22 protein-coding genes are annotated in these 25419 nt (G+C 43.5%); 13 read left to right on the top strand and 9 right to left on the bottom strand.

Annotated features, from left to right (window positions below):
• The first annotated feature begins 28 nt into the window (after positions 1 to 28).
• From AAGA51_RS08760 to AAGA51_RS08750, 3 genes are all read left to right on the top strand, one after another.
• Positions 29 to 559 carry a hypothetical protein gene (locus tag AAGA51_RS08760; RefSeq protein WP_042487816.1) on the top strand — a complete coding sequence of 177 codons (531 nt, stop codon included), beginning with the start codon at positions 29 to 31 and terminating at the stop codon, positions 557 to 559.
• Positions 560 to 637: 78 nt separating this feature from the next.
• A complete protein-coding gene (locus AAGA51_RS08755; protein WP_042487813.1) occupies positions 638 to 1006 on the top strand; it encodes a hypothetical protein in 369 nt (122 codons plus the stop codon).
• 137 nt (positions 1007 to 1143) lie between these two features.
• A complete protein-coding gene (locus AAGA51_RS08750) occupies positions 1144 to 2205 on the top strand; it encodes a hypothetical protein (RefSeq protein ID WP_042487810.1) in 1062 nt (353 codons plus the stop codon).
• 43 nt (positions 2206 to 2248) lie between these two features.
• Here AAGA51_RS08750 and AAGA51_RS08745 read toward each other — a convergent pair whose 3' ends face one another.
• Positions 2249 to 2845 (bottom strand): phage antirepressor N-terminal domain-containing protein, encoded by a 597-nt coding sequence (locus tag AAGA51_RS08745; protein ID WP_081878740.1) that lies wholly within the window; start codon positions 2843 to 2845, stop codon positions 2249 to 2251.
• A 378-nt stretch (positions 2846 to 3223) separates the two neighbouring features.
• Between AAGA51_RS08745 and AAGA51_RS08740 the strand changes: the two genes are divergently transcribed.
• Positions 3224 to 3514: a hypothetical protein gene (locus AAGA51_RS08740; protein WP_042487806.1), complete on the top strand. Its 291-nt coding sequence runs from the start codon at positions 3224 to 3226 to the stop codon at positions 3512 to 3514.
• Positions 3515 to 3798: 284 nt separating this feature from the next.
• Here the strand turns inward: AAGA51_RS08740 and rplY are convergent, their stop codons facing one another.
• The 5 genes from rplY to AAGA51_RS08715 form a co-directional block, all read right to left on the bottom strand.
• A complete protein-coding gene (gene rplY / locus AAGA51_RS08735; RefSeq protein WP_042487803.1) occupies positions 3799 to 4077 on the bottom strand; it encodes a 50S ribosomal protein L25 in 279 nt (92 codons plus the stop codon).
• A gap of 194 nt (positions 4078 to 4271) precedes the next feature.
• On the bottom strand, positions 4272 to 5645 hold the full coding sequence (locus tag AAGA51_RS08730; RefSeq protein WP_042487800.1) for an ATP-binding protein: 1374 nt from the start codon (positions 5643 to 5645) through the stop codon (positions 4272 to 4274).
• Positions 5635 to 6294 carry a response regulator transcription factor gene (locus tag AAGA51_RS08725; protein ID WP_042487797.1) on the bottom strand — a complete coding sequence of 220 codons (660 nt, stop codon included), beginning with the start codon at positions 6292 to 6294 and terminating at the stop codon, positions 5635 to 5637. Before AAGA51_RS08725 ends, AAGA51_RS08730 begins: the two co-directional genes overlap by 11 nt.
• The gene (locus AAGA51_RS08720) at positions 6291 to 6707 is read right to left on the bottom strand and encodes a PepSY domain-containing protein (protein WP_042487793.1); all 417 of its coding nucleotides are present in this window, start codon (positions 6705 to 6707) and stop codon (positions 6291 to 6293) included. The genes AAGA51_RS08725 and AAGA51_RS08720 overlap by 4 nt, the downstream gene beginning before the upstream one ends.
• Positions 6708 to 6796: 89 nt before the next feature.
• Positions 6797 to 8533, bottom strand: a complete 1737-nt coding sequence (locus AAGA51_RS08715) for a DEAD/DEAH box helicase (RefSeq protein ID WP_042487790.1) — start codon at positions 8531 to 8533, stop codon at positions 6797 to 6799.
• A gap of 86 nt (positions 8534 to 8619) precedes the next feature.
• On the opposite strand from AAGA51_RS08715, the gene rsuA reads away from it, so the two are divergent.
• The 3 genes from rsuA (at position 8620) to AAGA51_RS08700 (ending at position 11359) form a co-directional block, all read left to right on the top strand.
• Positions 8620 to 9315 (top strand): 16S rRNA pseudouridine(516) synthase RsuA, encoded by a 696-nt coding sequence (gene rsuA / locus AAGA51_RS08710; RefSeq protein ID WP_042487786.1) that lies wholly within the window; start codon positions 8620 to 8622, stop codon positions 9313 to 9315.
• Positions 9316 to 9491: 176 nt separating this feature from the next.
• Entirely contained in the window at positions 9492 to 10700 is a 1209-nt protein-coding gene (locus AAGA51_RS08705; protein ID WP_042487782.1) for a Bcr/CflA family multidrug efflux MFS transporter, read from the top strand.
• Entirely contained in the window at positions 10700 to 11359 is a 660-nt protein-coding gene (locus AAGA51_RS08700; RefSeq protein ID WP_042487779.1) for a DUF2913 family protein, read from the top strand. Before AAGA51_RS08705 ends, AAGA51_RS08700 begins: the two co-directional genes overlap by 1 nt.
• Positions 11360 to 11429: 70 nt before the next feature.
• Here the strand turns inward: AAGA51_RS08700 and AAGA51_RS08695 are convergent, their stop codons facing one another.
• Positions 11430 to 12872 (bottom strand): DUF2867 domain-containing protein, encoded by a 1443-nt coding sequence (locus AAGA51_RS08695; protein ID WP_042487777.1) that lies wholly within the window; start codon positions 12870 to 12872, stop codon positions 11430 to 11432.
• Between the two features lie 100 nt (positions 12873 to 12972).
• Here AAGA51_RS08695 and AAGA51_RS08690 point away from each other — a divergent pair, with 100 nt between their 5' ends.
• The 5 genes from AAGA51_RS08690 (at position 12973) to nhaA (ending at position 20132) form a co-directional block, all read left to right on the top strand.
• On the top strand, positions 12973 to 14349 hold the full coding sequence (locus AAGA51_RS08690) for an MATE family efflux transporter (RefSeq protein ID WP_042487775.1): 1377 nt from the start codon (positions 12973 to 12975) through the stop codon (positions 14347 to 14349).
• A gap of 121 nt (positions 14350 to 14470) precedes the next feature.
• Positions 14471 to 15142: an ABC transporter ATP-binding protein gene (locus AAGA51_RS08685; RefSeq protein WP_042487774.1), complete on the top strand. Its 672-nt coding sequence runs from the start codon at positions 14471 to 14473 to the stop codon at positions 15140 to 15142.
• On the top strand, positions 15123 to 17576 hold the full coding sequence (locus AAGA51_RS08680; RefSeq protein ID WP_042487772.1) for an ABC transporter permease: 2454 nt from the start codon (positions 15123 to 15125) through the stop codon (positions 17574 to 17576). The genes AAGA51_RS08685 and AAGA51_RS08680 overlap by 20 nt, the downstream gene beginning before the upstream one ends.
• Complete coding sequence (locus AAGA51_RS08675) at positions 17576 to 18700, top strand: lipocalin-like domain-containing protein (protein WP_042487770.1); 1125 nt, start codon at positions 17576 to 17578, stop codon at positions 18698 to 18700. The genes AAGA51_RS08680 and AAGA51_RS08675 overlap by 1 nt, the downstream gene beginning before the upstream one ends.
• Positions 18701 to 18980: 280 nt before the next feature.
• Positions 18981 to 20132 carry a Na+/H+ antiporter NhaA gene (gene nhaA / locus AAGA51_RS08670; protein WP_042487769.1) on the top strand — a complete coding sequence of 384 codons (1152 nt, stop codon included), beginning with the start codon at positions 18981 to 18983 and terminating at the stop codon, positions 20130 to 20132.
• Positions 20133 to 20249: 117 nt separating this feature from the next.
• On the opposite strand, the gene AAGA51_RS08665 is transcribed toward nhaA, so the two are convergent.
• The gene (locus AAGA51_RS08665; protein WP_373279351.1) at positions 20250 to 20816 is read right to left on the bottom strand and encodes an OmpA family protein; all 567 of its coding nucleotides are present in this window, start codon (positions 20814 to 20816) and stop codon (positions 20250 to 20252) included.
• Positions 20817 to 20869: 53 nt separating this feature from the next.
• The gene (locus tag AAGA51_RS08660) at positions 20870 to 22183 is read right to left on the bottom strand and encodes a TolC family outer membrane protein (RefSeq protein ID WP_042487766.1); all 1314 of its coding nucleotides are present in this window, start codon (positions 22181 to 22183) and stop codon (positions 20870 to 20872) included.
• A gap of 350 nt (positions 22184 to 22533) precedes the next feature.
• On the opposite strand from AAGA51_RS08660, the gene AAGA51_RS08655 reads away from it, so the two are divergent.
• Entirely contained in the window at positions 22534 to 25227 is a 2694-nt protein-coding gene (locus AAGA51_RS08655) for a cadherin repeat domain-containing protein (RefSeq protein WP_042487764.1), read from the top strand.
• The last annotated feature ends 192 nt before the right edge of the window (positions 25228 to 25419 follow it).

Genomic DNA, 25419 nt, shown 5'->3' with positions numbered 1-25419 from the left:
GTGCTTATTAATAAAAAAGGAGTGCACAGTGTCTATTCAATTTAATAATTTGGATTCTACCACACGAAATCAGATGCTTAATGAACTCAACTCTGACTTAGAAAATGCCAGCATATACTATAGTAGTTTTTTGAAGCAGGGCTTCGAAGGCAAGTGGGATGAACTGTTAACTGAAGCTATTACAGAACATGATGACGGCTGGCTTGCACATCAAATTGAACTAAATCAGTTATTGGTTGATAGCTACCAAAGGAAAAAACCTAAGGGCGGTTATACAACCGCTAAAGTTCCTTATACCGCTCCACAAACGCTCGCTGAAGGTGAGTTTAATCGGTTTTATTGCCGTGCTTTATGCCTTCGAGCGATTCATGAAGGCAAGATGCTATCGGTCTATCGTGGTAAGGCTGTTGAGCATGCTCGTTCTGAATCAGAACTAATGATTGGGAAAGTCATTTCTCCAGAAGAACTACTTAAGGATCTTAGGACTCATATTGGTGTAGATACAGCTCTTGGGTTACCCAATGGACCTAATTCAGGTTTGACAGTTCAATTGGTTTAATTTTAGTTAGACTCGATTTATAAGTAATTACGTCTAGTGTTTATAAGCTAGATTCTATTGAGCAAAAAGCGAACATAAATGTTTAAAACAGGATATAAAATTTGTAGTCGACTCAGAGCTGATGAAAAGTGCTTTAGAATTGAAAGATATGATTCTGGTTTGTTTATAGAAATATTCCATGAACATGTGCCAGCCATAAGGTTGAATCAAGAGAGTCAGATTCAAGCGTTGATTAGTTTGGTTTTGAATAACGTAGAAGTCCACAATGAGACGTTACTGCACTCTTATTTGAATAAACGATCTAATAAACCAGTGGCAGCCCGTTTACATCAGATTAATATTGAGTATCCCGAACGAGGAGTTAAGCGTACTTATTGCAGTTGTTCTGGTATCAATGCTTGGGTTGATGAGGTTATATCTAAGTCTAGTTTTAGGCTAGGCGACTAAGTAATGACCCCAAGCTATTACTTGGGGTTTTTATTCTTGTCTAGCTTTTCAAGTATGAATCTTATTGATTAAACAACAGTTCTCCTTATAGTGTTCGGTATAAACGTGACGCGTAACGTTCATAAAAAGGACCGGAAATGGAAACAAGAGAGATGTACCAACTTTCAAGGTGGTACCGGGATAATATTGTTGCTAGTAGGATTGATAATTCTTTAGCTGGTACAAAGACAAAAATTAATCAGACGTTGTCTAGTAACAAGGCATTCGCGGAGAAGAGACACCAAGTACGCCAATATCTAGCTGAACATATTGAGAGCCTTTCTAATATTGATTTAGCATCACTAAGTTTTAATGATATTGAGGTTCTAGAACGACTAGGTCTGAAATATATTATATTGAGTCCAGCTATCCCCAGTTTATCCCAGATTCATGATCAAGGTGATGTACAAGAAATTGCAGCGCGCATTAGCGATTCATTACAAACGTTGCAATCAACAAACACCCATTTTGAACACTTTTTAACCGCATTCGAGATGATTTTCGGTCCTTTGGTTGACGTCGAAGAAACGGATAATCATGGCAAAGTACTAACTAGAGTTCGATTCCAAAATGATGCTTTGATATCGAATGTAGTGAACCTAACTGATTGGACTGCAAAGTGGAATACTATAGCACGTGGTTACTCTATGGCGTTAGGTCAAGCGCCCGAAACCTTTGAAGTTGTTGGCGCTTCCAAAGGTTCCATCATATTCGATTTTCTTTTAGACTTTGAGACCGTGAAGCTATTTAGTGAGACATTTAATCTTCTTGCTGAAAGTGCATTTAACATAGCAGAGCTTTATGCTGCAATAAAAGGTATCGAGATCCTGAAGAAGTCCAATCCAGAACTTCATAAGAAAAACCTTGACCATATTGAAGCTGAGATTGTGAAGAAGAACGAAGAAATGGCTGAGCAAGTGGCGGATAGACTTCTAGAAAAGCTTCAGCAAGGCAGTAAACAGTCAGGTGGAGAAGTTCAAGTAAACCTAAAACGTTCCATTAAAGAATTAGATAACTTCATATATAAAGGCGGCGACATTAACTTTAGAACAGAAAGTGATGCAGTTGAAATTGTAGAACAGGTTATGTTGGTAAATGATGCACTTAAGCAGCTACAACATCGTTCTGAGCAAAAACAACTTGAAGATAAATCCAAATAGCATCAACCCACCCAAGCCTTCGCTTGGGGTTTCTCTTTCCATCCTACCTACGCAGCAACATTGCTTGCTCTGCACACATAGCTAATTGAGATAGGGCAGTATCGGCGACGTTCTTTAGTTGTTGCACCGTAAAGTAACCCGGTTCTTTAAGTAGCTTGGGAATGTCTTCAGTGCGGAACACTACACAGTCTTCGGGAATTGGTTCCATTGATACAACGTGACCCTTTTCCATGCACATCAAAATACGCATGCTGCTTGGTGGCATTACGGGCATGATTTCGTTGGGTGTGTTTTGCTTTGTCCAGTGCTTCCACAATACATCATCACATTCATTTTGGTATTGAATGACTTTGTTGCGGATATCTTCACGAACGCGGTTAGGTTGGAGTGTTTGAAGCCAGTCGAAGAGCTTACGAAGTGGTATGCAGGTTATTGAGTTATAAGGATCCAAAGAGGGTATTGCTATAACAGCAACACCCCATCTGTTTGTGTCGCTTTTAAGCTTTCTAGATTGGTAACTCCAATCCATTCCCATTCCTTCAACGACAGATTTCATAGGCGTGTATGCATCACTATTGTGATCAACAACGAAAAGATTAGAGCCGTGAAATGAGACTTTGAGTTGTTTAGCCTTGGGTATGTATCAAGTACTTCAGCACACAATGAGATTAACCTGAGCAAGATTTTTCTTACCGCTCCCAAGGTTGCGGCGCGCCGAAGTGCTCTCACTCAACCCATCATTATTTGGGGGTGCTGAATAGCACGCATAAAAAACCAGCAATAAGCTGGCGACTATGCGTCTCGATAATTGCGGGAGACCAATCCCGTCATTGTATTTTGCCAATGGGCTGAGATTAGTGCTTTTATCTAAAGCTAAATCAAGGTGAGTTTTCCGCTTAGGTTAGAAGTGTGTCTTCAAAGACATTTAGAAATTATATGCAAACAATCACATCATGATTACCTAAACTAAAGTTTGACAATAACGTCACAATGGCTAATTAAGTTTAAGGATTAATTTATGTTGGAAGTTTTAAAAACTGCAATTAATGATCGGAAGGAAATTGAATTTACTTATAGCGGACTGCGTCGGGTGGCTCAAGCAGCAGCTGTCGGTGAGCTGACCACAGGGAACATAGCGTTGAGATGTTTTCAAACTGAAGGTGGGCACATAACTCCGGGTCATGAATGGGATTTGTGTTTAATCAGTGACATCACGGATATAAACGTGAGTGACAATGTATTCCTAATCAATCCCCCTGGATACAGGCGAGGTAACAAACATATGGTTAGGATCTTTGCTCAATTATAGAGCTAAGAGAGAGTGATTTTTTATGAAAAATTACTTAGCGTTCACAATGTTTCACCGCTGTATAATGACACCTTTATACCACCCTAATTACACCCACAAACTAGTCAAGTATTCTAAGTATGTGTAATTAATAGTTAAAATGGCTTTATGGCACTTCCAAAACGGTGAAACCCCGATGTTGGTAGCATCGGGGTTTCGAATTTTTAGACTTATCAGATGGTAAGGCTGATTTATCTTATATATGCAAAAGGTGGATTCTATCCAGCTAATTCCTTGGTGGGGAATTAGATACGGATGAAGTCCATGTGCTCAACTTTTGGCTTAAACACGTGACGTTGTACGTCTTGTGGCTTAACCTTAACTTCAGCACCATCAATCACTAGAACGATACCTTCGTAGAACTCAGGCTTGTCCATTTGGTTAATGATTTCGTCGTGGTTTAGAGTGATTGATACAGGCGCTGCCTCACCACCGTAAACGATAGCAGGGAATAGGCCAGCGTGACGTAGGCGGCGGCTCGCACCTTTACCTAGTTCAGTACGTACTACTGCTTCAAATTTCATAGTATTTACTCTCAAAATTAGTAAAAATTGGATGCACAACACAATGCGACCTTGTGTTGTAATAACGTTTGATAAATCAAGTATGTCTATCAAAACGAGCGCGGATACTATCATTCAATCAGAGATGTAGCAATAAAAAAGTCGCTACTGAGGTGAATCTTATCCAGATGAATCCCTTATTGTGCAAGGATTCATCACGTGGTTGGTACAGGTAGTGTTAAGGTTGCTCTTAATCCGCCTAATTGCCCTTTAGAGAGCGCCAATTTTCCTCGGTAGCTGTGTGCCATTTCACTAACGATATTGAGTCCTAAACCTGTTCCCGGTACGGTTTCATCTAAGCGAATCCCGCGCTTTATTGCATGCTCTATATCTTCTTCACTGATACCTGCACCATCATCTTCAATACAGATATTGATCCGCTCTTTACCTTCAGCAACACTGTAAACCCGTATGAGTGAGTTTGCCCACTTGTAACTGTTTTCGAGCAAGTTACCGATCATTTCATCGAAGTCTGTTGGTTCTACTGCCACACAAAGATTGGAGTCCAACTCGTTGACTAAGGTGATTTCTCGCGCTGCATAAACTTTATCAAAAGCCATTGAGATTGCATCCACTCGTTCGCTGGGTAGGGTTTTCACTGCAAGTATATTTGCAGCGCCTGCCATGCGCGCGCGACCCAGATGGTAATCAATGTGTTGCTGGATTTGTTCGATAGGTTCTTGCAATGCCTGCTTCTGTTCATCACTCAGTTTTGCCACTTCGTTTTTAAGCACGGAAAGTGGAGTTTTCAAAGCATGAGATAAATTTCCCGCATGGTTGCGTGCGCGCTCTAGTAGTTCTTGATAGTGGAACAGCAGTGCATTGAGATCTTTTACCAGCGGGTAAACTTCTTTTGGATAATTTTCATTGAGACTGGACTGTTCACCTTTACGCAGCAAAGCGAGTTCTTTTTGCATTTTTCCAAGCGGCCATAATGACCAAGAAATCTGTGCGCTAATCAGTATCAGTACGCCGGAAAAGAGCAGGGCAAGAATGATCCAAAGTTGACCAATGACTTGTTTGAGAGTCTCTTGAATAGGCGACTCATCCATACCAACGATGATTTGTATCGGACGAGAATACTCAGGCAAATAGATGCTTTGAGTGAGAACAACTAAATTTTCGGCTTTTGCTCCCTTATAAAGGGTTTTGTGCCCGTGTTGCTCTTTAACCAGAGTTTTGTCCCAGAGTGATCTGGAGCGAATTGAGTTTTCGCCACTGTTCTCACCAATCGTCATAGACCAATAAACACCGCTGTAGGGTTGGTTGAATCTGGGGTCGGAAAGACGTCGGCTAAGACTAAGTCTGCCGTTACTATCTGCTTCCAAATTAGCGGTGAGTTCATCCATTGAAAGACGCAACTGACTTTGGGCATCTTCAACCAAGTAGTCTTTTACCATGCTAGGGATAAGATAACCGGCAGCAAGTATCATGGCGCTCAGCCAAAGGATCGCAGCCAGCAGTAAGCGGTTTTTAATACTAAGGTGTTTTAACGGTGAGTGTCTTAACGAAAAGTGTTTATTGGGCATGCAATTGATACCCCAAACCTCTCACTGTTTTGATGACATCAGGCGCCACTTTTTTGCGAATTCGGCCAATGAACACTTCTATTGTGTTGGAGTCCCGGTCGAAATCTTGTTTGTAGATGTGTTCAACCAATTCAGTTCGTGAGATGACTTTATCCGGATTATGCATGAAATAAGCGATCACTTTGTATTCCAATGCAGTGAGGTTTAACGGCTGATCTTTCCACATCACAACAGAACTTCTGGTGTCGAGACTTAAGTTCCCAACTTGTAAAACCGGTGATGCGTTACCGGAAGCTCGGCGTAACTGTGAACGAATTCGCGCAATCAGTTCAACCAGTTCAAAGGGTTTGGTTAGGTAATCGTCCGCACCGGCGTTTAAACCTTCGACGCGTTGTGTGAGTGTGTCACGGGCGCTGAGAATGATCACAGGCGTATTGATTTGCTGGTCGCGCAGGTTATTTAGTACTGAGATGCCGTCTAGCTTAGGCAAACCTAAGTCAAGAACGATACAGTCCCATTCTTCGGTCGTTGCTCTGTATAGTGCGTCTTCACCGTCATAAGAAGCTTCTGGCACCCAGCCTGCGTCTTCTAGTGCCGTTGTAATTTGTTCACTGAGTTTTTGGTCGTCTTCAACTACAAGAATCTTCATTGCGCGTCTCGGTTTTTTATTATGCTAAGCACGTCTCTGCCTTTGATAGACATTAGCTCAAGAGTTGTCGCGTTGTATTCAACACGTATCACTTTATCTTCATGAACTAATTTTAAATCGTAGATCCATTCATCGTCATCTTCTTCAAGCTCGACTTTAATAAGGCGACCATAAAGTTCATTGTCTATAGCTGCGTACAGTTCTGAAAAGGGTTTGATCAGTCCTTTTTGTACCGCGGCGTACACTTCATTCTGATCTTCGTCTATTTTGACTTGAGTCCCTTCTTTGTAGGTATCTTGAATGGGGTCGTTAAGCACAGGCTGCTCGGCAAAGGCCAGTGAGGTTACACCTGCAGAACAAAAGCCCGTTAGAAGAGCAATCAAAGTAGCGGTATAGAGTTTTGAATTAAGCATGTGAAGCGTCCGTTACGTCATGATTGGTGCAGTATAAAAATCGCAATATGAATAGGATGTGAATTCAATCGTCCTTAAAGAGTTGGAAGTTACACTAGCTCATCTGCGAATATTTTGTCGCGCATTTTCCAGAAGCGGCCAGATTTTCGGGCGATCACAAACTGTGGCGGACGGAAGCGATGTTGATTATCGACCACTTTTGACGGCGAAGCTTCCTCGAAAGGACGGTGTCTGTCTGCTAAATGAGGGCGGACAAAGCGTTCTTTAAACACGGCTTTTTGTTTGGGTGAGGTCAATGCCCAGAATTCATGAACTTGAGCATTGTTGTCACCAATATAAGTCACTCTTAACTGCGACTTGCCTTTATCATCTTTGTGAACACTCAAATCCATGTTTAAACATTCGAAAACCAAGGCATCTTTGAGGTTCAACGCTTCTTTAAGCTTTTTGTCTGGGTCGACTAATGTGGCATCACACTCGTGGCAGATACGCGCAGCGATATCGTTGTCTGCACCACACTCACCGCAATACTTGGCTCTGAAACGGTATCCACAATGTTCGCGCTCGTTAGTGTCTTCATCGGTGAAGTAGCCTTGGCATTTTCGTCCATAGTGTTCAATGAGAAAGCCGTTTGCGTCAAGCTTGCCCCAAAAGTTGTTGTTGAATCCGCAAGCGGGGCAGGGAATAGTGATAATTTCGCTGCTGGAGTCGGGCTTAGGGTCGCCAACTTCGGGTTGATAAAGATCGTAGTTGTTACCTGCATAGTCGAGCACGAGACACTCATTTTTGCCTTCAGATAAACGAAGCCCACGTCCAACAATTTGTTGATACAAACTGACGGATTCTGTCGGTCTCAGAATGGCAATCAAGTCTACGTGTGGTGCGTCAAACCCAGTTGTCAGTACTGACACGTTGACCAGATACTTAATTTCACGCTGTTTAAATGCCTGAATAATACGGTCACGTTCTGGAGAAGGGGTGTCACCAATTACTAATGCTGAATGTTCTTCAGGCAATAATCCCATGATCTCTTGCGCATGGCGTACGGTGGCAGCAAAAACCATCACACCTTGTTTGTCTTTGGAAAGCTCAATGATTTGAGCCACAATCTGCGGTGTTGCTCGCTTGGACTGTTCGATGACCAAATCCAGTTCAGATTCTTTATATCGTCCAGTATTAGCGGGTTTGAGCTGTGAAAAGTCATAGCTCAGAACGGGTGCGTCAATTAAGCGGGCGTGAGTTAAAAATCCCTCATCCAATAAATACTGAATTGGCAACTCGAAGATGCAGTCGCGGAAGAAACGTGGCTCTTCGCTACGCACCAGTCCGCGAGTGTGGTACTGATAAATCCAGCCCATACCTAATCGATAAGGGGTCGCCGTTAACCCAAGAACTTTCATTCCCGGATTTAGCTCTAGAAGATGAGCAATCACTTTCTGATAGCTGCTGTTCTTATCGTCAGGAACGCGGTGGCACTCATCAATAACCAGTAGGGAAAACTGGTTTTTAAACGAATCCAAATTACGCACCACAGATTGTACGGACGCAAACACCACTTGTTGATCGGTTTCTTTTCGCCCCAAGCCCGCCGAGAAAATCGAACCGGTTAAACCATAGCCTTCATACTTGGCATGGTTTTGCTCAACCAGCTCTTTTACGTGAGCAAGCACCAGAACACGACCTTTTGCTAATCTTGACAGTTCTGCAATCACCAAGCTTTTGCCCGCACCCGTTGGCAGCACAATGACTGCTGGCGTGGAATGCTTGCGAAAGTAGTGAATAACAGCTTTAACTGAGTCTGCTTGGTATGGGCGAAGTGTATACATGCAATTGGGCGAATAATTCTGTGAAATAGCTCAACTAATTTGAGTGACTTGCGTATAATACCCGACTTCAAGCAGATGAGGTATTCATGCGTTTAGATAAATTTTTGTGTGACGCGCTAGGAACAACGCGTAAAGAGTCGACTCAAATTCTTAAAAGTGGCGAAGTCACCGTTGATGGTGAAGTTCAGAAGGTTGGTTCATTTAAGGTTACTGAACAATCGGACGTTGAGTGGCAAGGGCGCGAAATCAGAATCAGTGGGCCGCGTTATATCATGCTTTATAAGCCACAAGGTTATGTTTGCTCGCACGAAGACGGTTTTAACCACACTGCTTTTGTTCTGCTTGATGAAGTGAATATGCGTGACTTGCATTTTGCAGGGCGATTGGATGTCGATACGACGGGCTTAGTGCTTATCACTGACGATGGTCAATGGTCGCACCGTATTACTTCACCAAAACACAAATGTGACAAATTATACCGTGTCTGGCTTGATGACCCTATCCAGCCTGACTATCAAGAGAAGTTCGCAACAGGCATTGAGCTACGTAATGAACGTGAGTTGACACTTCCAGCACAAATGGAAGTGATTGATGAGAAGCAGGTACTGCTGACTATTCATGAAGGCAAGTATCACCAAGTGAAACGAATGTTTGCAGCGCTAGGTAATAAGGTGGTGGGGCTTCACCGTGAACGAGTAGGTAACATCGTTCTGGATGAGTCATTAGAACCTGGCGAGTATCGCTACCTTACCGAAGAAGAAGTTGCTTCAATCTGGAAGTAATTGCGGATTTACTTGTTTGCTCTTGTCATACAAGTGAATCATGAGGAAGCCTCTGCTTCCTCTACAAGAAAACATTCCTCACAGTTCTCGTAGCTTGGACTTCGTGTCCTTCCTTTAAGCTATTATTGAGTGCGTCATTCACGTGATGCACTGGTTCTAACATCGAACGGAGATTTATGACTTCGAATACTACGTCGCCCGCTAGTGACGCCGCTAAAATCAGCTTTGTAATGTTTATCGTATTAGGAGCGATAGGCGCATTGACGCCTCTGGCTATTGATATGTATCTACCGGCTATGCCTGCGATAGCCAAAGATTTAGGTGTGAGCGCGGGTGCGGTACAAATTACACTGACTGCTTACACTGCTGGTTTTGCTATTGGTCAGTTACTTCATGGTCCACTGGCTGACAGTTATGGTCGTCGACCTGTGATGCTAGTGGGGATAGCCTTATTTGCTATCGCTTCTATTGTCAGTGCGACCACCAATGGTATTGATGCATTAACTTACGTCCGTACTGCGCAAGGCTTTGCTGGTGCTGCGGCTGCGGTAGTGATTCAGGCGGTTGTGCGAGATATGTATGATCGCGAAGATTTCGCACGTGCGATGTCATTCGTCACTTTAGTGATCACTTTGGCACCGTTAGCGGCACCCATGATTGGTGGTCACTTAGCGGTGTGGTTTGGTTGGCGTTCGATATTCTGGGTATTGGCAAGCTTTGCCTTGGTTGTCATTGCTATGGTGTTATGGAAAATTCCAGAAACGCTTTCAGCCGAGAATCGTCAACCTCTGCATTTCCGTAGTACCATTCGCAACTATGTACAGCTGTGCCGCGCTGGTTTTGCGATGGGTCTGATATTCTCTGGTGCGTTCTCGTTTGCCGGTATGTTTGCTTTCTTGACCGCAGGCTCATTCGTTTATATTGATTTGTATGGCGTTAGCCCAAGTGAGTTCGGTTATCTGTTTGGTCTTAACATTGTGGCAATGATTGCTATGACCAGCCTTAACGGACGTTTCGTCAAGAAAGTCGGTTCTCATGCCATGTTGCGTTTTGGTCTGTTCATTCAGTTAATGGCTGGCTTTGGCCTGTTCATCAGCTGGCTGATGAGCTGGGGACTGTGGGGTACAGTGCCATTTGTAGTGATGTTTGTGGGTACGATCTCAACCATCGGCAGTAACTCTATGGCTCTATTATTAAGCCGTTATCCAAGAATGGCGGGTACGGCATCGTCACTAGCGGGAACGCTAAGATTTGGCACCGGTTCGGTGATTGGTGCAATTGTAGCAGCAATGCCTAGCGGTGTGGCATGGCCAATGATATTGGTGATGTCAGCCTGTTCAGTACTTTCAGCAACCTTTTATTGGACATTAGGAAGAAAAGCATAGTGTCAGAATATTACTTAGAAATTCAAAATGTCGTTAACTCAGCACTGGGTGAATTAACCGCTGAGCATGAATCTGGGAAGCTGGTTAATGCGCCAGTTGCCAACAACCATTTTCTTGTTCACTGGGTGTCTAAAGCGATTAAAGCACAGCGCTTTGATCGTTGCGTAGTCGATGATTTAACGCGTTGGCTAAAGGCTGGACGCTCTAAAGGCAATCAGTCAGAACTGCTGTTTACTTTCAAACGTATCTCAGCTTTTTATAAAAGCTTCTTTGAAAGTGAAACAAATAACGTCATCACAGATAAAAAGATTGAAGCGTTCTTAGACCAAATGGAGCAGGCGGATTGGGAAGTTTCTACTTCTGAGCCTCTTGTTGGTGTTGGCAAAGTGCAGATCTTTACCGACGGTCAAAACTCGTTAGCTTTATGTTCAGTGCAGTGCGAATCTTGTTTTGATGGCGAACTCATGGTGAAGCCGATGAACTGGTTTGTGCGTGGTAATCATGCTCAGTTTGTTGAAATGGCAAGCGCAGCCGGATTTATGGTTCATAAGCAAACTGACTATAAGTCGAACGTGAAATATCACGGCGAATATCTTGTTTTTCCTGCTAATCAGGGCAAACAACTGGCTGAAATTCCGTTGTCATTCAAAGCTGAATAACGGCTTACTATCGTGTTATGAAAAGGCTCTGCGAGAAATCTCAGAGCCTTTTTTACACTTTAGTTATGGTTTAACTTTTGCTTTTCTGACTATCGGCTTTCTTGACTATTGCTTTAACCATGCCGTTAAAGATAAACAGGTGTGCAGGCATCATTACAAACCAGTACATGAGGCCGAGAAAACCTTGAGGATGCCACCAAGCGGTAACGTTCAGTTCGCGCTTGTCACCATGGTCTTTAATGGTGAATTCTAATCGCCCTAAACCGGGGCCTTTCATACCGAAAAACAGCGATAGAAATTCATTAGGTTCACAGCGTATAACTTTCCATGAATCAATATAGTCTCCAACTTTGAGCTCTGGACCTTCGGGGCTGCGTCGAACTGGTCGCCCACCACCAAAGAATATATCTAGCCATTCTCTGATACGCCAAAGAGCGTTAGCAAAAAAGTAACCTTCATCTCTACTGCCGATAGTTTTAATGATTTTCCATAATTCACGGTTGGTTAAATCTGTTTCTATTGTTGCGCCAGCCTGTTTTGGATAATAGCCAAAACCCGGTTGCCATCTCTTTAATGCGTTTGGCTCAAAGCCCCAAACCTTGCTGCGAACAAATGTCCCTTCATGCTCGATAGTGCTTCGAACCGCATCACGATAGGGAATCAGGGTTTGTGGATAAAGCGCAGTTAGCTGATCTGATTCCGCTATGTAGTCATGTTCTAAACCTGCAAGCAGAGCACGGCCAATGTTAGAAGGAACAGAAGTAACAACCCCTAACCAGTAAGAGGCCATTTGCGGGGTAAGCAGTGATGTTGACCATAACCGAAACGGTTTGTTTGCGAGGTCACAAATGACCTGAAACTGCTCGCGATAGGAGAGAGTATCTGGGCCTCCGGCCTGATAAAGCTGATGCGAAGTCGGTTGTTCTTTGGCAAGTTGCAGCAGGTAGTGATTCAAATTTTCCAATGCAATCGGGTTGGCTTTTGAATCCACCCATTTCGGTGTAATAAGAACGGGCAGGTTGTATACGAAATCGCGCATGATTTCAAAAGCGGCAGAACCCGGCCCAATAATGACACCGGCACGCAGTTCTGTAACAGGTACATGGCTTTTCCTCAGTATTTCACCCGTCTGCTGACGCGCTTTTAAGTGCTCCGAGTTCCCCGTTTGTGGCTGAAGTGCACTGAGATAAATTACGTGTTTTACCTGACTGATATCCAGCGCCTGTTTGAAATTGTTAGCCAAAGAGAGTTCATACTCTGCAAAGTCATGACCTTGAGCCATGCCATGAACTAAGAAAAACACCAGATCAAACTGTGGAACCAAGTCCATCGTTGCCTTTTTATCTGCAAGGTCGAGATAGGTGATGGTCAGTTTTGGATGGGGCGCTACTCGCGCTTGTAAGTAGTCAATGTGCCGAGCCGCGGCGGTGACTTCATAACCTTCGTTGAGCAGTAAGGTTAATAGCTGTGAACCAACATAGCCAGATGCGCCAAGCACGAGTACTTTTTTCATTCATTATCCTTGCTTTATGTTGGTTAGATTATGCACTAATGAGTATAATAGCCGCTTACTTTTTCTCTTTCTATCAATCCTTTGTCTCTAGGGGTGTCGTTTGTCTCTGTTATCCCAAGTTTTGCTCCATACAAAAGGAGATTTCTTGCGTCGCTTAATTGCGATTGCGCTTCCTATCAGCTTACAAATGTTGCTGCTATCGAGCCGTGGATTGGTCGATGTGTTAATGCTTGGCCAATTAGGCGAAGCTGAAATTGCTGCCGTTGGTGTCGCTGCGCGAGCTACATTTGTCTCCACCATTATGTTGATTGGTATCTCAGCGGGTGGCGCTTTGCTTTCCGCGCAATTCTGGGGTGCTGGTGATCGCGATGGGCTGAGAAGCAGTACAGCTTTGACGTGGCTAATGTCGATGATATTTGCTTTGTTTACGGTTGTCCTGTTTGTCATCTTTCCGCACGACATTATGGCGTTGACCACAGATTCAGAAATGGTCAATGAACTTGGTAGCCAGTACTTGGTGATTACTTCCGTAAGCATGTTTGCCATTGCCAGCGCAAATAGTATGGCTGTCGGGCTTCGAGCGATGCACAAGCCGGGGATCAGTACTTTCTTTAGTGCGATTGGTATTGCCTCGAACGTATTACTGAACTGGGTTTTCATCTTCGGCAAATTAGGCGTTCCGGCTTTGGGTATTAAGGGGGCGGCTATTGCCACAGTGCTAAGTGGAGCAATAGAAGTCGCGTGCCTATATGGTTATCTTTACAGCAAGAAACACCTACTGGCCTTCCGCTATGAAGACCTTTGCAAAGTGGTCGAGTTGAGCAATGTGGTTCGATTTTTAAAACTATCGCTGCCAACCACGTTCAACTTCCTTGCTTGGTCTGGTGGGTTATTCGTTTATCACGCGATCATGGGACAAACTGGTGTGCAAGGCCTTGCTGCGCTATCAGTTATGACTCCGGTCGAATCTATTTCACTGAGTCTGCTGATAGGGTTGTCTAACGCCGCCGCAGTATTAATCGGTAACCAGCTTGGTGCGCGAAATTATGAAGCGGTTTATTATCAAGCTATTGGTGTAATTGGTGCTAACTTTATCACCGCGATTTTTATGTCTGGCTTGTTGTATCTGCTGCAAATTCCGATTCTCAATTCGTTTAGTGCACTAACGGAAGAGACAAGAGTTCTTGTTGAAGAATTTATGCTGATATTGAGTTTGGGTATCGTACTTCGTTCAATACCCATGGTGGCGATTGTCGGTGTACTGCGAGCCGGCGGTGATGTGAAGTTCTGTCTAGGTCAGGATTTAATTGCCCAATGGGTTGTTGGTATTCCGCTTGCTGCTTTCGCCGCGCTTTACCTTAATGCCAGCCCTGAATGGATCTACTTGTTGTTTTTAAGTGAAGAGGTCGTGAAGTGGGTTGGGTGCTTTTATCGCGTGAGAAGTAAGAAGTGGATGCGAAATTTAATCGGAAGTTGAATTTTGTCTACCGAGTTGCTGCATTTTGCAACAACTCGGTGTAAGTACGCCGCAAAATACTTCCTACTGAAAGGGAATTAGTGTAGATTCTGAGTCCAATTTTAGTCTACGGTGATGATTGATGTTACAGCTGGTAAACCTGAGCAAAGGATATGTAGATGGTGGTGAATTCCATCCTGTGCTGCAGGGCGCTGAACTGACGATTCATCAAGGCGATCAACTGGCTCTAATGGGCGAAAGCGGTTCTGGTAAAAGTACGCTGTTAAACCTTATTGCTGGCTTAGACGTTGTGGACTCCGGTGAAATTTGGTTCCCAGATTTCGCGATGCACAATACTTCAGAATTCCAAAGAACGGCTTATCGTCGTAACAACATCGGTCATATTTTCCAGCAGTTTAACCTCCTACCTACGCTTAATATTGCCGATAACATCCGTTTTTGCCGTCAGCTAAAAGGCTTACCAGAAGATACCGGATTATGGCGTCAGATCATTTCTGCGCTTGATCTAATGCCACTGTTAGGTCGATATCCTGAAGAAGCGTCGGGCGGTCAGCAGCAAAGGGCTGCTATTGCACGTGCTTTGTATATGGAACCGAAAATCCTGCTAGCTGATGAACCTACAGGTAGTTTAGATGAACGTAACGCAGAAGCGGTCATGAGACTACTGACTACATTGGCAAGACAGCTTAAATGTACGCTGTTTCTTGTGACCCACAGTGAGAAAGTCGCAAAGCATATGGAAGGATGTATTCGTCTTCAAGGAGGACACCTTCATGTTATGGCCCGTAGTTAAAGCACTACTCGGTCACTATCGTCGTTATCCTCTGCAGATCATTCTCGTCTGGTTTGGTCTTACTCTTGGTATTTCTCTTCTTGTTGGTGTTACAGCGATTAACCAACATGCTCGTCAAAGTTATGAAAGTGGTGAAAAGCTTTTTGCCAACCCTTTGCCTTACCGCATTCGTACGAAACAAGTCGCAAACAAAATTCCCCAAGGTTTCTATATTCAGTTACGCCGTGATGGTTTCCATCAATGTGTTCCTTTTGACAGCTACCGCTTTACAACAAAACTCGGGACGGACGTGACATTGCTTGGCATTGATCCGCTAGCTGTTGTTCCTGTGATGGGTAAAAAAACACTGAGCGAAATCAGCGCATTAAAACTGATGCAACCACCTTATCCAGTAATGGTTGGGCAAGAGCTTGCTGCTCACCAAGGCTGGGAAGATGGCGATATGATTCAATTGCATGATGGTGAACAACTTGGTCCGTTACTTATTGATCGTCAGGGGATGGTGAGTGGCACTCGTTTAGTTTCTGATATGTCTTTGGTTCGACAACTGAAGAAAAGCTCCGGTTTCTCAGTTATTGCATGCGGTTCCATGTCTGACGACAAACTCGAAAAACTGGCGGCTAGTTTGCCAAATGGGATGATATTGGTTCGCAGTACACGTTCAGAATTGGAATCTCTTACTAAAGCTTTCCACATGAATCTGACGGCGATGGGCATGCTATCTTTCTTGGTCGGGTTGTTTATTTTCTACCAAGCGATGTCTCTTTCGCTTATACAGCGCCAGCGTTTAGTTGGTATGTTACGCCAAACCGGCGTGAATGGCTGGCAACTGGCGCAGGCTCTGATGCTCGAACTCTTTGCGTTAGTGTTTGTAAGCTGGATTTGCGGTAATGGCTTAGGTCTCTTATTGGCAAACAAGTTAATTCCTTCCGTGTCTGTCAGTCTGGCCGATTTGTACAACGCGAATGTAGGTCTTTCGATTCAGTGGGATTGGGAGTGGAGCAGTTACAGTTTGCTTATGGCGGTGTGCGGTGCTTTTGCTTCTTGCGCTTGGCCGCTGGTGCGTTTATTAAAATCTCAGCCTATTCGTTTAAGTACTCGTTTGTCGCTTGCAAGATTTGCCGGTTCCGAATTCAGTATTCAGGCCTTTATAGGTGGCGCTCTAGCTGTCGCTGCCATCGCCATTTATCAAGCGCCAAAAACACAGTCATCGGGCTATACAATTATTGCTTTAATGTTAGTGAGTGCCGCGCTGTTTACTCCATTCGTTATCTGGAAGCTATTTAATAGCTTTTCCTACAGCTTACGTTGGGTAAAAGCTCGCTGGTTTTTTGCCGACGCAGCGGCAAGTATGAGCTATCGTGGTGTTGCTACCATGGCATTTATGATTGCCATGGCAGCCAATATTGGTGTGGTTACTATGGTGGGTAGCTTTCGAGATACGACTGATAAGTGGCTTAATCAGCGATTAGCCGCAGATATGTATCTGTATCCGACTAACAGCTCAGCCTCTATGATCAGTGGCTGGTTAAGTAATCAGGCTGAAGTGAAAAACGTATGGTGGCGTTGGGAAAGAGAATTTCCTTCCAACAAAGGTACCTTGCAAGTCGTGAGCACGGGTGATTCCGAAGGTGAGGCGAACTCATTGACGGTGAAACTGGGTGTTCCTAACTACTGGTACTACTTGCATCACTCTAAAGGCATCATGATCAGTGAATCTATGGCAATCAAACTGAACCTGAAACCGGGCGATACGGTAGATCTCTCTGAGCCTCTTGGCGCTGGCTGGCAAATTGTCGGTGTTTATTATGATTATGGTAACCCTTACAACCAAGTCATGATGTCACATGCGAACTGGTTACACGCTTTTGCAGGCACCGGTGATGTCGCTTTAGCTATTGTTTTGAATGAAGGCGTAGTCGGTGAGAAGCTGAATAGTCGTCTGCATTCGGCTTTCCACCTTGATGCTGAACGACTCATGGATAACAGCGCGATTCACCGTCAGGCAATGCGCGTTTTTGACCGTACATTTGTGATTGCCGATACCTTAGGCAACATTACTTTGCTTATCGCAGTATGCGGAATCTTTTTTGCAACATTGGCAGGTGAGCTTTCTCGTCAGAAACACATTGCATTGCTGCGTTGTTTAGGGGTGTCTGGAAAAGAATTGGTTGGCTTAGGTGCATTACAATTGTTTGTTTTTGGTTTGATATCGATGCTGATTGCGATGCCACTAGGTTTAGGTCTGGCGAAACTGGTTATAGATGTGGTGATTCGTCACTCTTTTGGTTGGACAATGGAACTGATAGTTTCTCCTATAACTTATGTAAAAACGGCCATTCTCTCGATGCTAGCGCTGATCGTTGCAGGAGCTCTACCTATTATCCGTTTACTTCGTAAGTCACCGATGAAGTCATTGAGGGACGCTTTGTAATGAAAGTTCGAGTCAGCCTCAAATACTTGATTGGTTTCTTAATCCTTGCCGCAATAGTTTCAATAGCGAGTATTGTTTTTCGCGATTACAAATTTGAAGACGATGTGGAACCAAACCGAGAGTTAAGCTCGCTTTTGTCTGCGGATGTGAAGCATGCTTTCGCGCCAGTGTTACCTAACAATCCTGTCGTTTTACCGGACGATTCTTCATTTCATCCGCAGCATCAGCATGAGTGGTTCCATTTTTTTGCTAATGTGCGTGACAAAAAAGGTCATCCTTACTCTGTTCAGTGGAGCTATTTCCGTATTGCTCATGACGAGCGAGTCGAGGAACTCGGCTGGTTAAACTCACAAGTTTATTTCTCATCGGTAGTGATATCGACCGACAGAAAGATTTGGCGAGAGCAGCGTGTTGCCCGCGGTGGTATTGGTCAAGCGGGAGTGAGTGCTTTGCCACTGCGCATGTGGATTGATGACTGGACTTGGCGATCGCTGGGTAGAAATCCTTTCCCCGGGCATCTTGATGTTAAAACGGACACGTTTAGTTTATCGTTATACAGTGATTTGGATGGTCCGTACGTGCTACCCGGAGAACAAGGCTTTCAAACAAAACACGAGACAGAACCTACAGCGACTTACAACCTGCAAGCACCATTTCTTAAGGTTTATGGTCAGTTGAAGTTGACGAAAGAGACTGACCCGATAGCCGTTGAAGGCACTGCTTTCATGAGCAAAGAGTGGGGCACAGGTTTGATGTCGAATACGCAACAGGGTTGGGACAAGTTTGTCTTGAAACTGGATGACGATACCACTTTGTCAGTAAATCGTTATCGACATGAAGAAGAGCTCCCATATATGTTTGGTACCTTATCTTCAAAAGAAAAAACCATCGTTTTGGCTAGTAAAGATATTGTTATTCTGCCCCTCAACAAAACTGTCATTGAGGGGGGTAGAGTAATGCCTTTGGAATGGCGTATCATGGTGCCCAGATACAATATCGACCTGAAGACAGCGCCAGTGAACAAACAATCTTGGTTGCCTTTCATCGTTCCTTACTGGGAAGGGGCAATAAATACCACTGGTTCTGATATCGCACATGGCTATATGCAGTTAACTGGTTATTAACTGTTGTGTGAAAATGAAGATTAAAAAGGAGCTAATGCTCCTTTTTCCATATCAGGAGGTGAGATATTTCAATAACTAACTTTGTTTAGACCATTAATTCTTTCCTATACTTACCAAATAGCAATTAATACGGAATATATGTGCGAAATGTTCATTTGTTTCGGAAAATCCGATGTGTTGAGTCATTACAAGCGATTGTTCAAGAATGTTCTAAAGTACTAAACTCCTGTGTATCTGTTCTGATTCATGTATCGACATAACGAAATTATAAGGACGATAAATGACTGATATCATTCGCGACTTTTTAAAAATGGAGTCTGCTGGTGGCATAATCCTGGTAATTGCAGCAGCTGTAGCTATGGTAATTGCCAATTCTCCGCTTAATGAGTTCTACCAAGCGGGTCTTCACACATACATTTTGGGGATGTCTGTTTCACACTGGATCAACGATGGCTTGATGGCTATTTTCTTCCTGTTGATCGGTCTTGAGGTAAAACGCGAGTTGCTTGAGGGGGCTCTGAAATCGCGTGAAACTGCCATTTTCCCGGCAATTGCTGCCGTAGGTGGTATGCTTGCCCCTGCACTTATTTATGTCATGTTTAACATTTCAAACGAAACGGCGATTCAAGGCTGGGCTATTCCTGCCGCAACGGATATCGCATTTGCTTTGGGTATCATGGCGTTACTGGGTAGTCGTGTTCCAATCAGTTTGAAAGTGTTCTTGCTTGCTTTGGCAATTATTGATGACTTGGGTGTTGTCGTGATTATTGCACTGTTTTACAGCGGTGACTTATCTACGATGGCGTTGGCCGTTGGCTTCCTAATGACGGCAGTACTGTTTTTTATGAATGCTAAGCATGTGACCAAAATCAGCGCTTACTTGATCGTTGGTTTCATTCTTTGGGTAGCGGTATTGAAGTCCGGTGTTCACGCAACATTAGCCGGTGTCGTGATTGGTTTCTCTATTCCACTGAAAGGAAAAGACAAAGAGCATTCACCGCTTAAGCACTTAGAACATGGTCTTCATTCCTACGTAGCTTTCGGTATTTTACCTCTGTTCGCATTCGCTAACGCAGGTATTTCTCTTGAAGGTGTTTCACTGAGTGGTCTGGCTCAAGCTCTGCCGCTAGGTGTAGCGTTAGGTCTGTTTATTGGTAAACCGTTAGGTATCTTTAGCTTCAGCTGGGTTGCGGTAAAACTTGGTATTGCAAAATTACCAGAAGGCGTGGGTATGAGACATATTTTCGCCGTGTCTGTGCTGTGTGGTATCGGTTTTACTATGTCGATCTTTATTTCATCGCTGGCGTTTGGCGCTGACTTCGTGAATTTCGATACCTATGCTCGTCTTGGTATCTTGATGGGTTCAACCTTGGCAGCGGTCGTCGGTTACTTCTTGCTGAGTGTTTCATTGCCAAAGAAAAAATCAGCATAATCGAAGTTTAGCTATCGATTTATGCTGAAAATAGAAAGCCCCTCGACTCAGTCTGAGGGGCTTTTCTGTTTGTATCTGAATACATCTAACTATTAAGCGACCAGTATGTTGATTACCCTAGCGCTTTTGGAGTGTTGAGAATATGGTCCATTCTTCGACAACTTTTTCCTTTAGACCGACCACAGTTGCAGTGACTTTTCGGTTTACTGCATGCGCCGCAGGATCATCGCCTTCATCCTCTAAACGACTTTCACCATACCCAACAATTCTGACTCGGTTAGGGCTGATATCATAGGAAAGAAGTTTTTGCTCAACGGCTTCTGCCCGTTTTTTCGATAGCTCCAAATTGTATTCATCTGTACCCACTTTGCTGGTGTAGCCTTGGATTTCAATGGATGCAGATTTGTATATCTTCAAAAAATCCGCCATGGTTTGAATCTGGCTGGCGAAGACGGGGTTAATCTCATAGGAGTCATTAGCAAACAAAATACGCAGTTGACGTTGGTCTTGTGCGCGTCTTACTTCCCCACAACCATCATTATCCACTTCAGAACCCGAAGGTGTTCCAGGACAAATGTCGCGACCATTGACTACACCATCTTGGTCATCATCTTGTAGATCGGCAATTTGGTTGGCCGTAGGTGTTGCCATGTATTCGTACTCTTCAGCACTATAAACTGACATCGATAGGGTAAGACCAGCGAGTATTGCTAGTGATAGAATGTTCTTCTTCATAATTAATACTCCACTTCCTTGGTCCACTCTTCGGGAACATCAACCAAAAGCGCGTCTATTAATACGCCAGTCGCGTTCATCACACGATACTTGGCGTACTGTTCAGAATAGTGAGCATCGAGGTATTCTTTGCGAGCTTCAAACAGCTCATTTTCGGTGTTCAATAAGTCTAGTAAGGTTCGTTGGCCAATGCCGTATTGCTTTTCGTACGCAATAACCGTTTGTGCCGCAGAGTCTACATGGTCAGCAAGGAAGTTTTTCTGCTGGAGTGTTAAATCCAACGCACTCCAAGACAACCGTAAGCTCTCTTCTATTTGACGATAAGCGCTATCTCGTAAGTCTTTTGCTTTATTCAGTTGATAAGCTGAACTTTCACTACGGTCGCTATCGCTGCCGCCGTTATAAAGGTTATATCTCATCCGCAGCATCGCCACGGTTTCATCCGCATCACCTTCATAACCACCGGCATCGTCTCGCCATGTTTGACGAGCTTCGATGGAAAAGGTGGGGTAGTAAGGAGCTTTAGATTGCTTGTATTGGAATCGAGCAGCATCTACATCTGTTTTGGCAATTTTGATCACAGGGTGTTTATCAAATGCCTCGACTAACGCATCTGAGAGGGACAAAGGAATCTTAGATTCATCGGCGCGAGGGTAAATTAACCCTAGTGGCTCTTGTCCTACTAAGCGGCGAAACTGGGTATGAGTATCAAAAAGGTTGTTTTGAGCCGCAAGCAGGTTGCCTTGAGCTTTGGCAATACGAGCTTCTACTTGAGTTAAATCTGCCGTTGAGCCTACACCTGAGTCGACTCGCTTTTTAATGTCGCGATAAATGTCTATGTGAACCGCTAGGTTACTTTCCGAAAGGGCGAGAATTTCTGTCGCTTTCACTGCGTTTAGATAAACGTCGGTTACCTGTAGCGCCAAGTTCGATGCATCATCTAACAGTTGTAATCTCGTGGATTCAGCTTCAGCGGCCGTTCTATCCATATCGTTAAGCGTACCATTACCATCCCATAACAATTGATTAAGGATGATGCTTGCTTCTTTTCTGGTGAGGTCGGTATCTTCACGTCCACTTGTTGATGCCGGACGAATACCTTCGTACCCAATACCTGCATCTAAGTCGATAGTTGGGAGGTACTTTCCTCCTGACGCTTTGCTGTCATTCACTGTACTGACGTATTGATTGTAGCTAGCCTTGATATCAGGATTATTTGAAAAAGCGATTGCCACTGCTTGCTCGAGTGTTTGTGCGTGAGCAGAGGCGGAAGCCAGTATCAAACATCCTGTTAAGAATGAAAGGTTCCGTTTCACTATGAAGCTCCTTAAGTATGGAATTATCTCTTACTCGACCATTGAGATACTTCATTTTGTAGGTGGCGAGCGTCCAAAGGTCATGCCTTAGTTTAAGCAAGCTTAGTTTATAAAATAGGATTTTGTGAGTTTAGTTCAAGAAAGTACCAATGATAATTTTCCTTATATATTGAAACCTTAGTTGATGTTTGGTTCTTCACTCTACTAAATGAGTTGAATGTGCAATTAGCACTTACTAATGTTAAAGCATGAAAAACCGCTCACGCAGTGGCGTGTGAACACCTGAGAACAAGCAAAATGTATAGAGGGTGCTCATACGTGTTATCGATACGCACATAGGGAATAGGCTCATGAATGCACGTACACTCAGCCAATTTATGTTAGCTAACATAACTTTGGTCATTGATAGGCAAGGTCAAATTCGAGAACTTATCGCTGGTGCTCAACCTGCTCCCGGTGAGGTAGTGATGACAGTTAGTGACGATGCTAATCCGCAAGTTCAGGCTCAGTTGATTCAAGCAAATGATCAACAGACACCGCTCAATATTGATGATGAAGTCGCTCAAATTCTTGCTCAATTGGAACAGGGTGTTGACCCAACACTAAATCCAGACCAAGCAACCGCCGCTGGTGGAGCCAATGGTTCCAGCCCTACCGATACGGGCACGATAGATATGACACTTGCTGAGGTACTAGCCCAGACAGCATTTGATACTAATGGCCTTCAAGCCCCCGGACTCTCTCAGACACAAAGTTTGGCAATTGACCTAGTTATAGCCCAAGCTCTTGCACCTATCGCTCCCGTTGTAAATGCTGCAGCTCTGGATGTTGACCAATCGCCTTACTTCGTAGATGACGGTTTAGACGATGAAGAAACATACGATACATCGGTTGATGAAAATGAAGATGGTAAGGTAGATGCGTACAACATCCGCTATTTTGAAAACAGCACTGCTTACACTGGTGCTGATGGCGAAAACCCTACCGTTTTGGGGCAAGTAAAAGCTTTTGACCCTGATTTTCCAGATGGTGGTGGCACGCTGGTATTTTCACTTGAGGCAGACCCCGACCACCCAAATGATATTAACTATTTCACTATCGATGAAGAAACAGGTGAAATCTATTTAACAGCTGAGGGCGCTGCTGCTTATACAAATGACTTTGAAGACTCAAATGGACCAGACAATGAGCATCATGTTTACGTTCTAGTATCTGATGGAGTTAATCCTCCTGTGAGGGTGCCAGTTACACTTAATGAAATGAACGTAAATGAGGCTCCAGTCTTTGTTGATACGTCTTACAGTGATGAAACAGACGAATCTGATGACCCAAATAATTATTTGCCTGGAAATGATTTTACAGAGGCGACGAATGATGGCGAAAGTCCATCAATAGCAACTTATAAATTTTATTACGACGAAAATAAAGATGAAGGCGTAACTATTGGGCAAGTTCAAGCTAATGATGTTGATACTGCCAACTTAAACTACGGTATTGAAAGTAATGTATCGGTGACTGTTGGCGAAAATACCTTTGATTTATACCAAATCAATTCTTTGACTGGTGAAATTAGCTTAACCGCGCTCGGTGCCCAATATTATTCAAATTATGAAGATGGGGATAATGACCATCAAATAACAGTCTTTGTACAAGAAGTGTTTGGAGAGGAGGGTTCTGAAACATATGGCGATAAAGTCTATACGACTGTCGATTTGTTTGAGCGTAATGTTAATGAAGCTCCAAAAGGAGAAGATTTTACAGTTACGTTAAATGGTGCTGAGTCAGTTCAGATTATTTTTGATACTGGAATTGGTACATTTGGTGACCATATTTCAGATGAAGATGTTGACTTCTTTACACAGCAACAGTTGTCAAATGGTGAGCCGTACGCAGCATTTGATGAAAATCAGGATCTATTCAGAGACAATCAATTGTTTATCGTCGTCACAAGTGCTCCTAGTGCAGGAACACTTTATTATAATGGCGAACCATTGGACTCTTTTCCAACACAACATTTAGACCCTAATTCTATAACCTATATGCCTGAAAATTCGGGTGAATTTAGTGTCGATTTCTCTCAAGTAAATATCCCTGCTGGGGGAAGTCAATCTAGCTATTTACTTGATTTGGGCAACGATTTGTCCGTTACATTAAAAGCAACTGAGTATTCAGGTGGTGGACCGAATAAAGGGTATATTACTTTGCATGATAATCCGGGTAGCCCTGTTGACCATCAAGGTGTAGGAGTAGGAATTGATGATGGTAATGGTATTAATAACAATGAAATTCTTACTTTTGACCTAAATGAAAATCCATTACAAAGTGTTACTTTTGGTTTAGGTGGATTGAACCCTGGGCAAGGTGCAACAGTGACGTATACTCTAGAAAATGGAGGGACGGTTTCAATTGTTTATACTACAGATAGTGAAAATGTTACTTATGACGAAGACACTGGGGTTTATAGCGTTACTTATAGCTCTATTTCCAATTCAATAACCCAAATAGACTTCACCACAGATGGTCATTCTAACTATGTTGTAACTAATTTTTCTGGAGTAGAGAGTGTTATTAGCGAATCGGATAGTTTCGAGTATGTAGTAGTAGATTCGTTAGATAATTTGGCTGACGAAGATGATTTAACTAGCGAACCCTATACTGTAACGATTAGTTCTGGGTCTGATAGTAGCATATATGCTCAAGTTGGAGGTGAGACACTTCAAGGTTCGGGGGGAGAAGACATATTCACATGGCTTGATTCCGCTTTAGATAACAGTACTGATACCGTTAAAAATTTCACAGTAGGAACAGATTCTATTGAGATAGGTTCAATACTCACTGATCAATCAACTGAAGAAGATATCGGTTTACTAATAAGTAACAATGTTATTCAAGCGACAACAGCCGATAATGACGTGGTCATAACGGTTAATCATGGAGAAGGTGAGCAACAAACCATAGTAATTGAAGATATATATACTATTGGTACAGAGTTTGCCGCCGCTGACTTGTTGGCTGATCTCGCTAAAGTGAGTGAGTCTGCATAAACATATTGTTGCGTGTTCAAAGCCCCTGCCAAGCAGGGGCTTTTCTTTATCTCAAATTCAGTACCAATTATTTGCTCAATATTATGTGTTTGATTTGTAATAAAGAGCATTATTTTCACATGATTTCATATTGCAAAAAGCCACCGTTTTATGTTAATTTCCGCCCCAATCTCAGACAGAGTTTCTGGGGGA

The organism is Vibrio diazotrophicus, from assembly GCF_038452265.1.
In the GTDB taxonomy this organism is placed as follows: Bacteria; Pseudomonadota; Gammaproteobacteria; order Enterobacterales; family Vibrionaceae; genus Vibrio; species Vibrio diazotrophicus.
The sequence above is the reverse complement of the archived record's forward strand: the minus strand, read 5'-3'. Positions and strand labels throughout refer to the sequence as shown.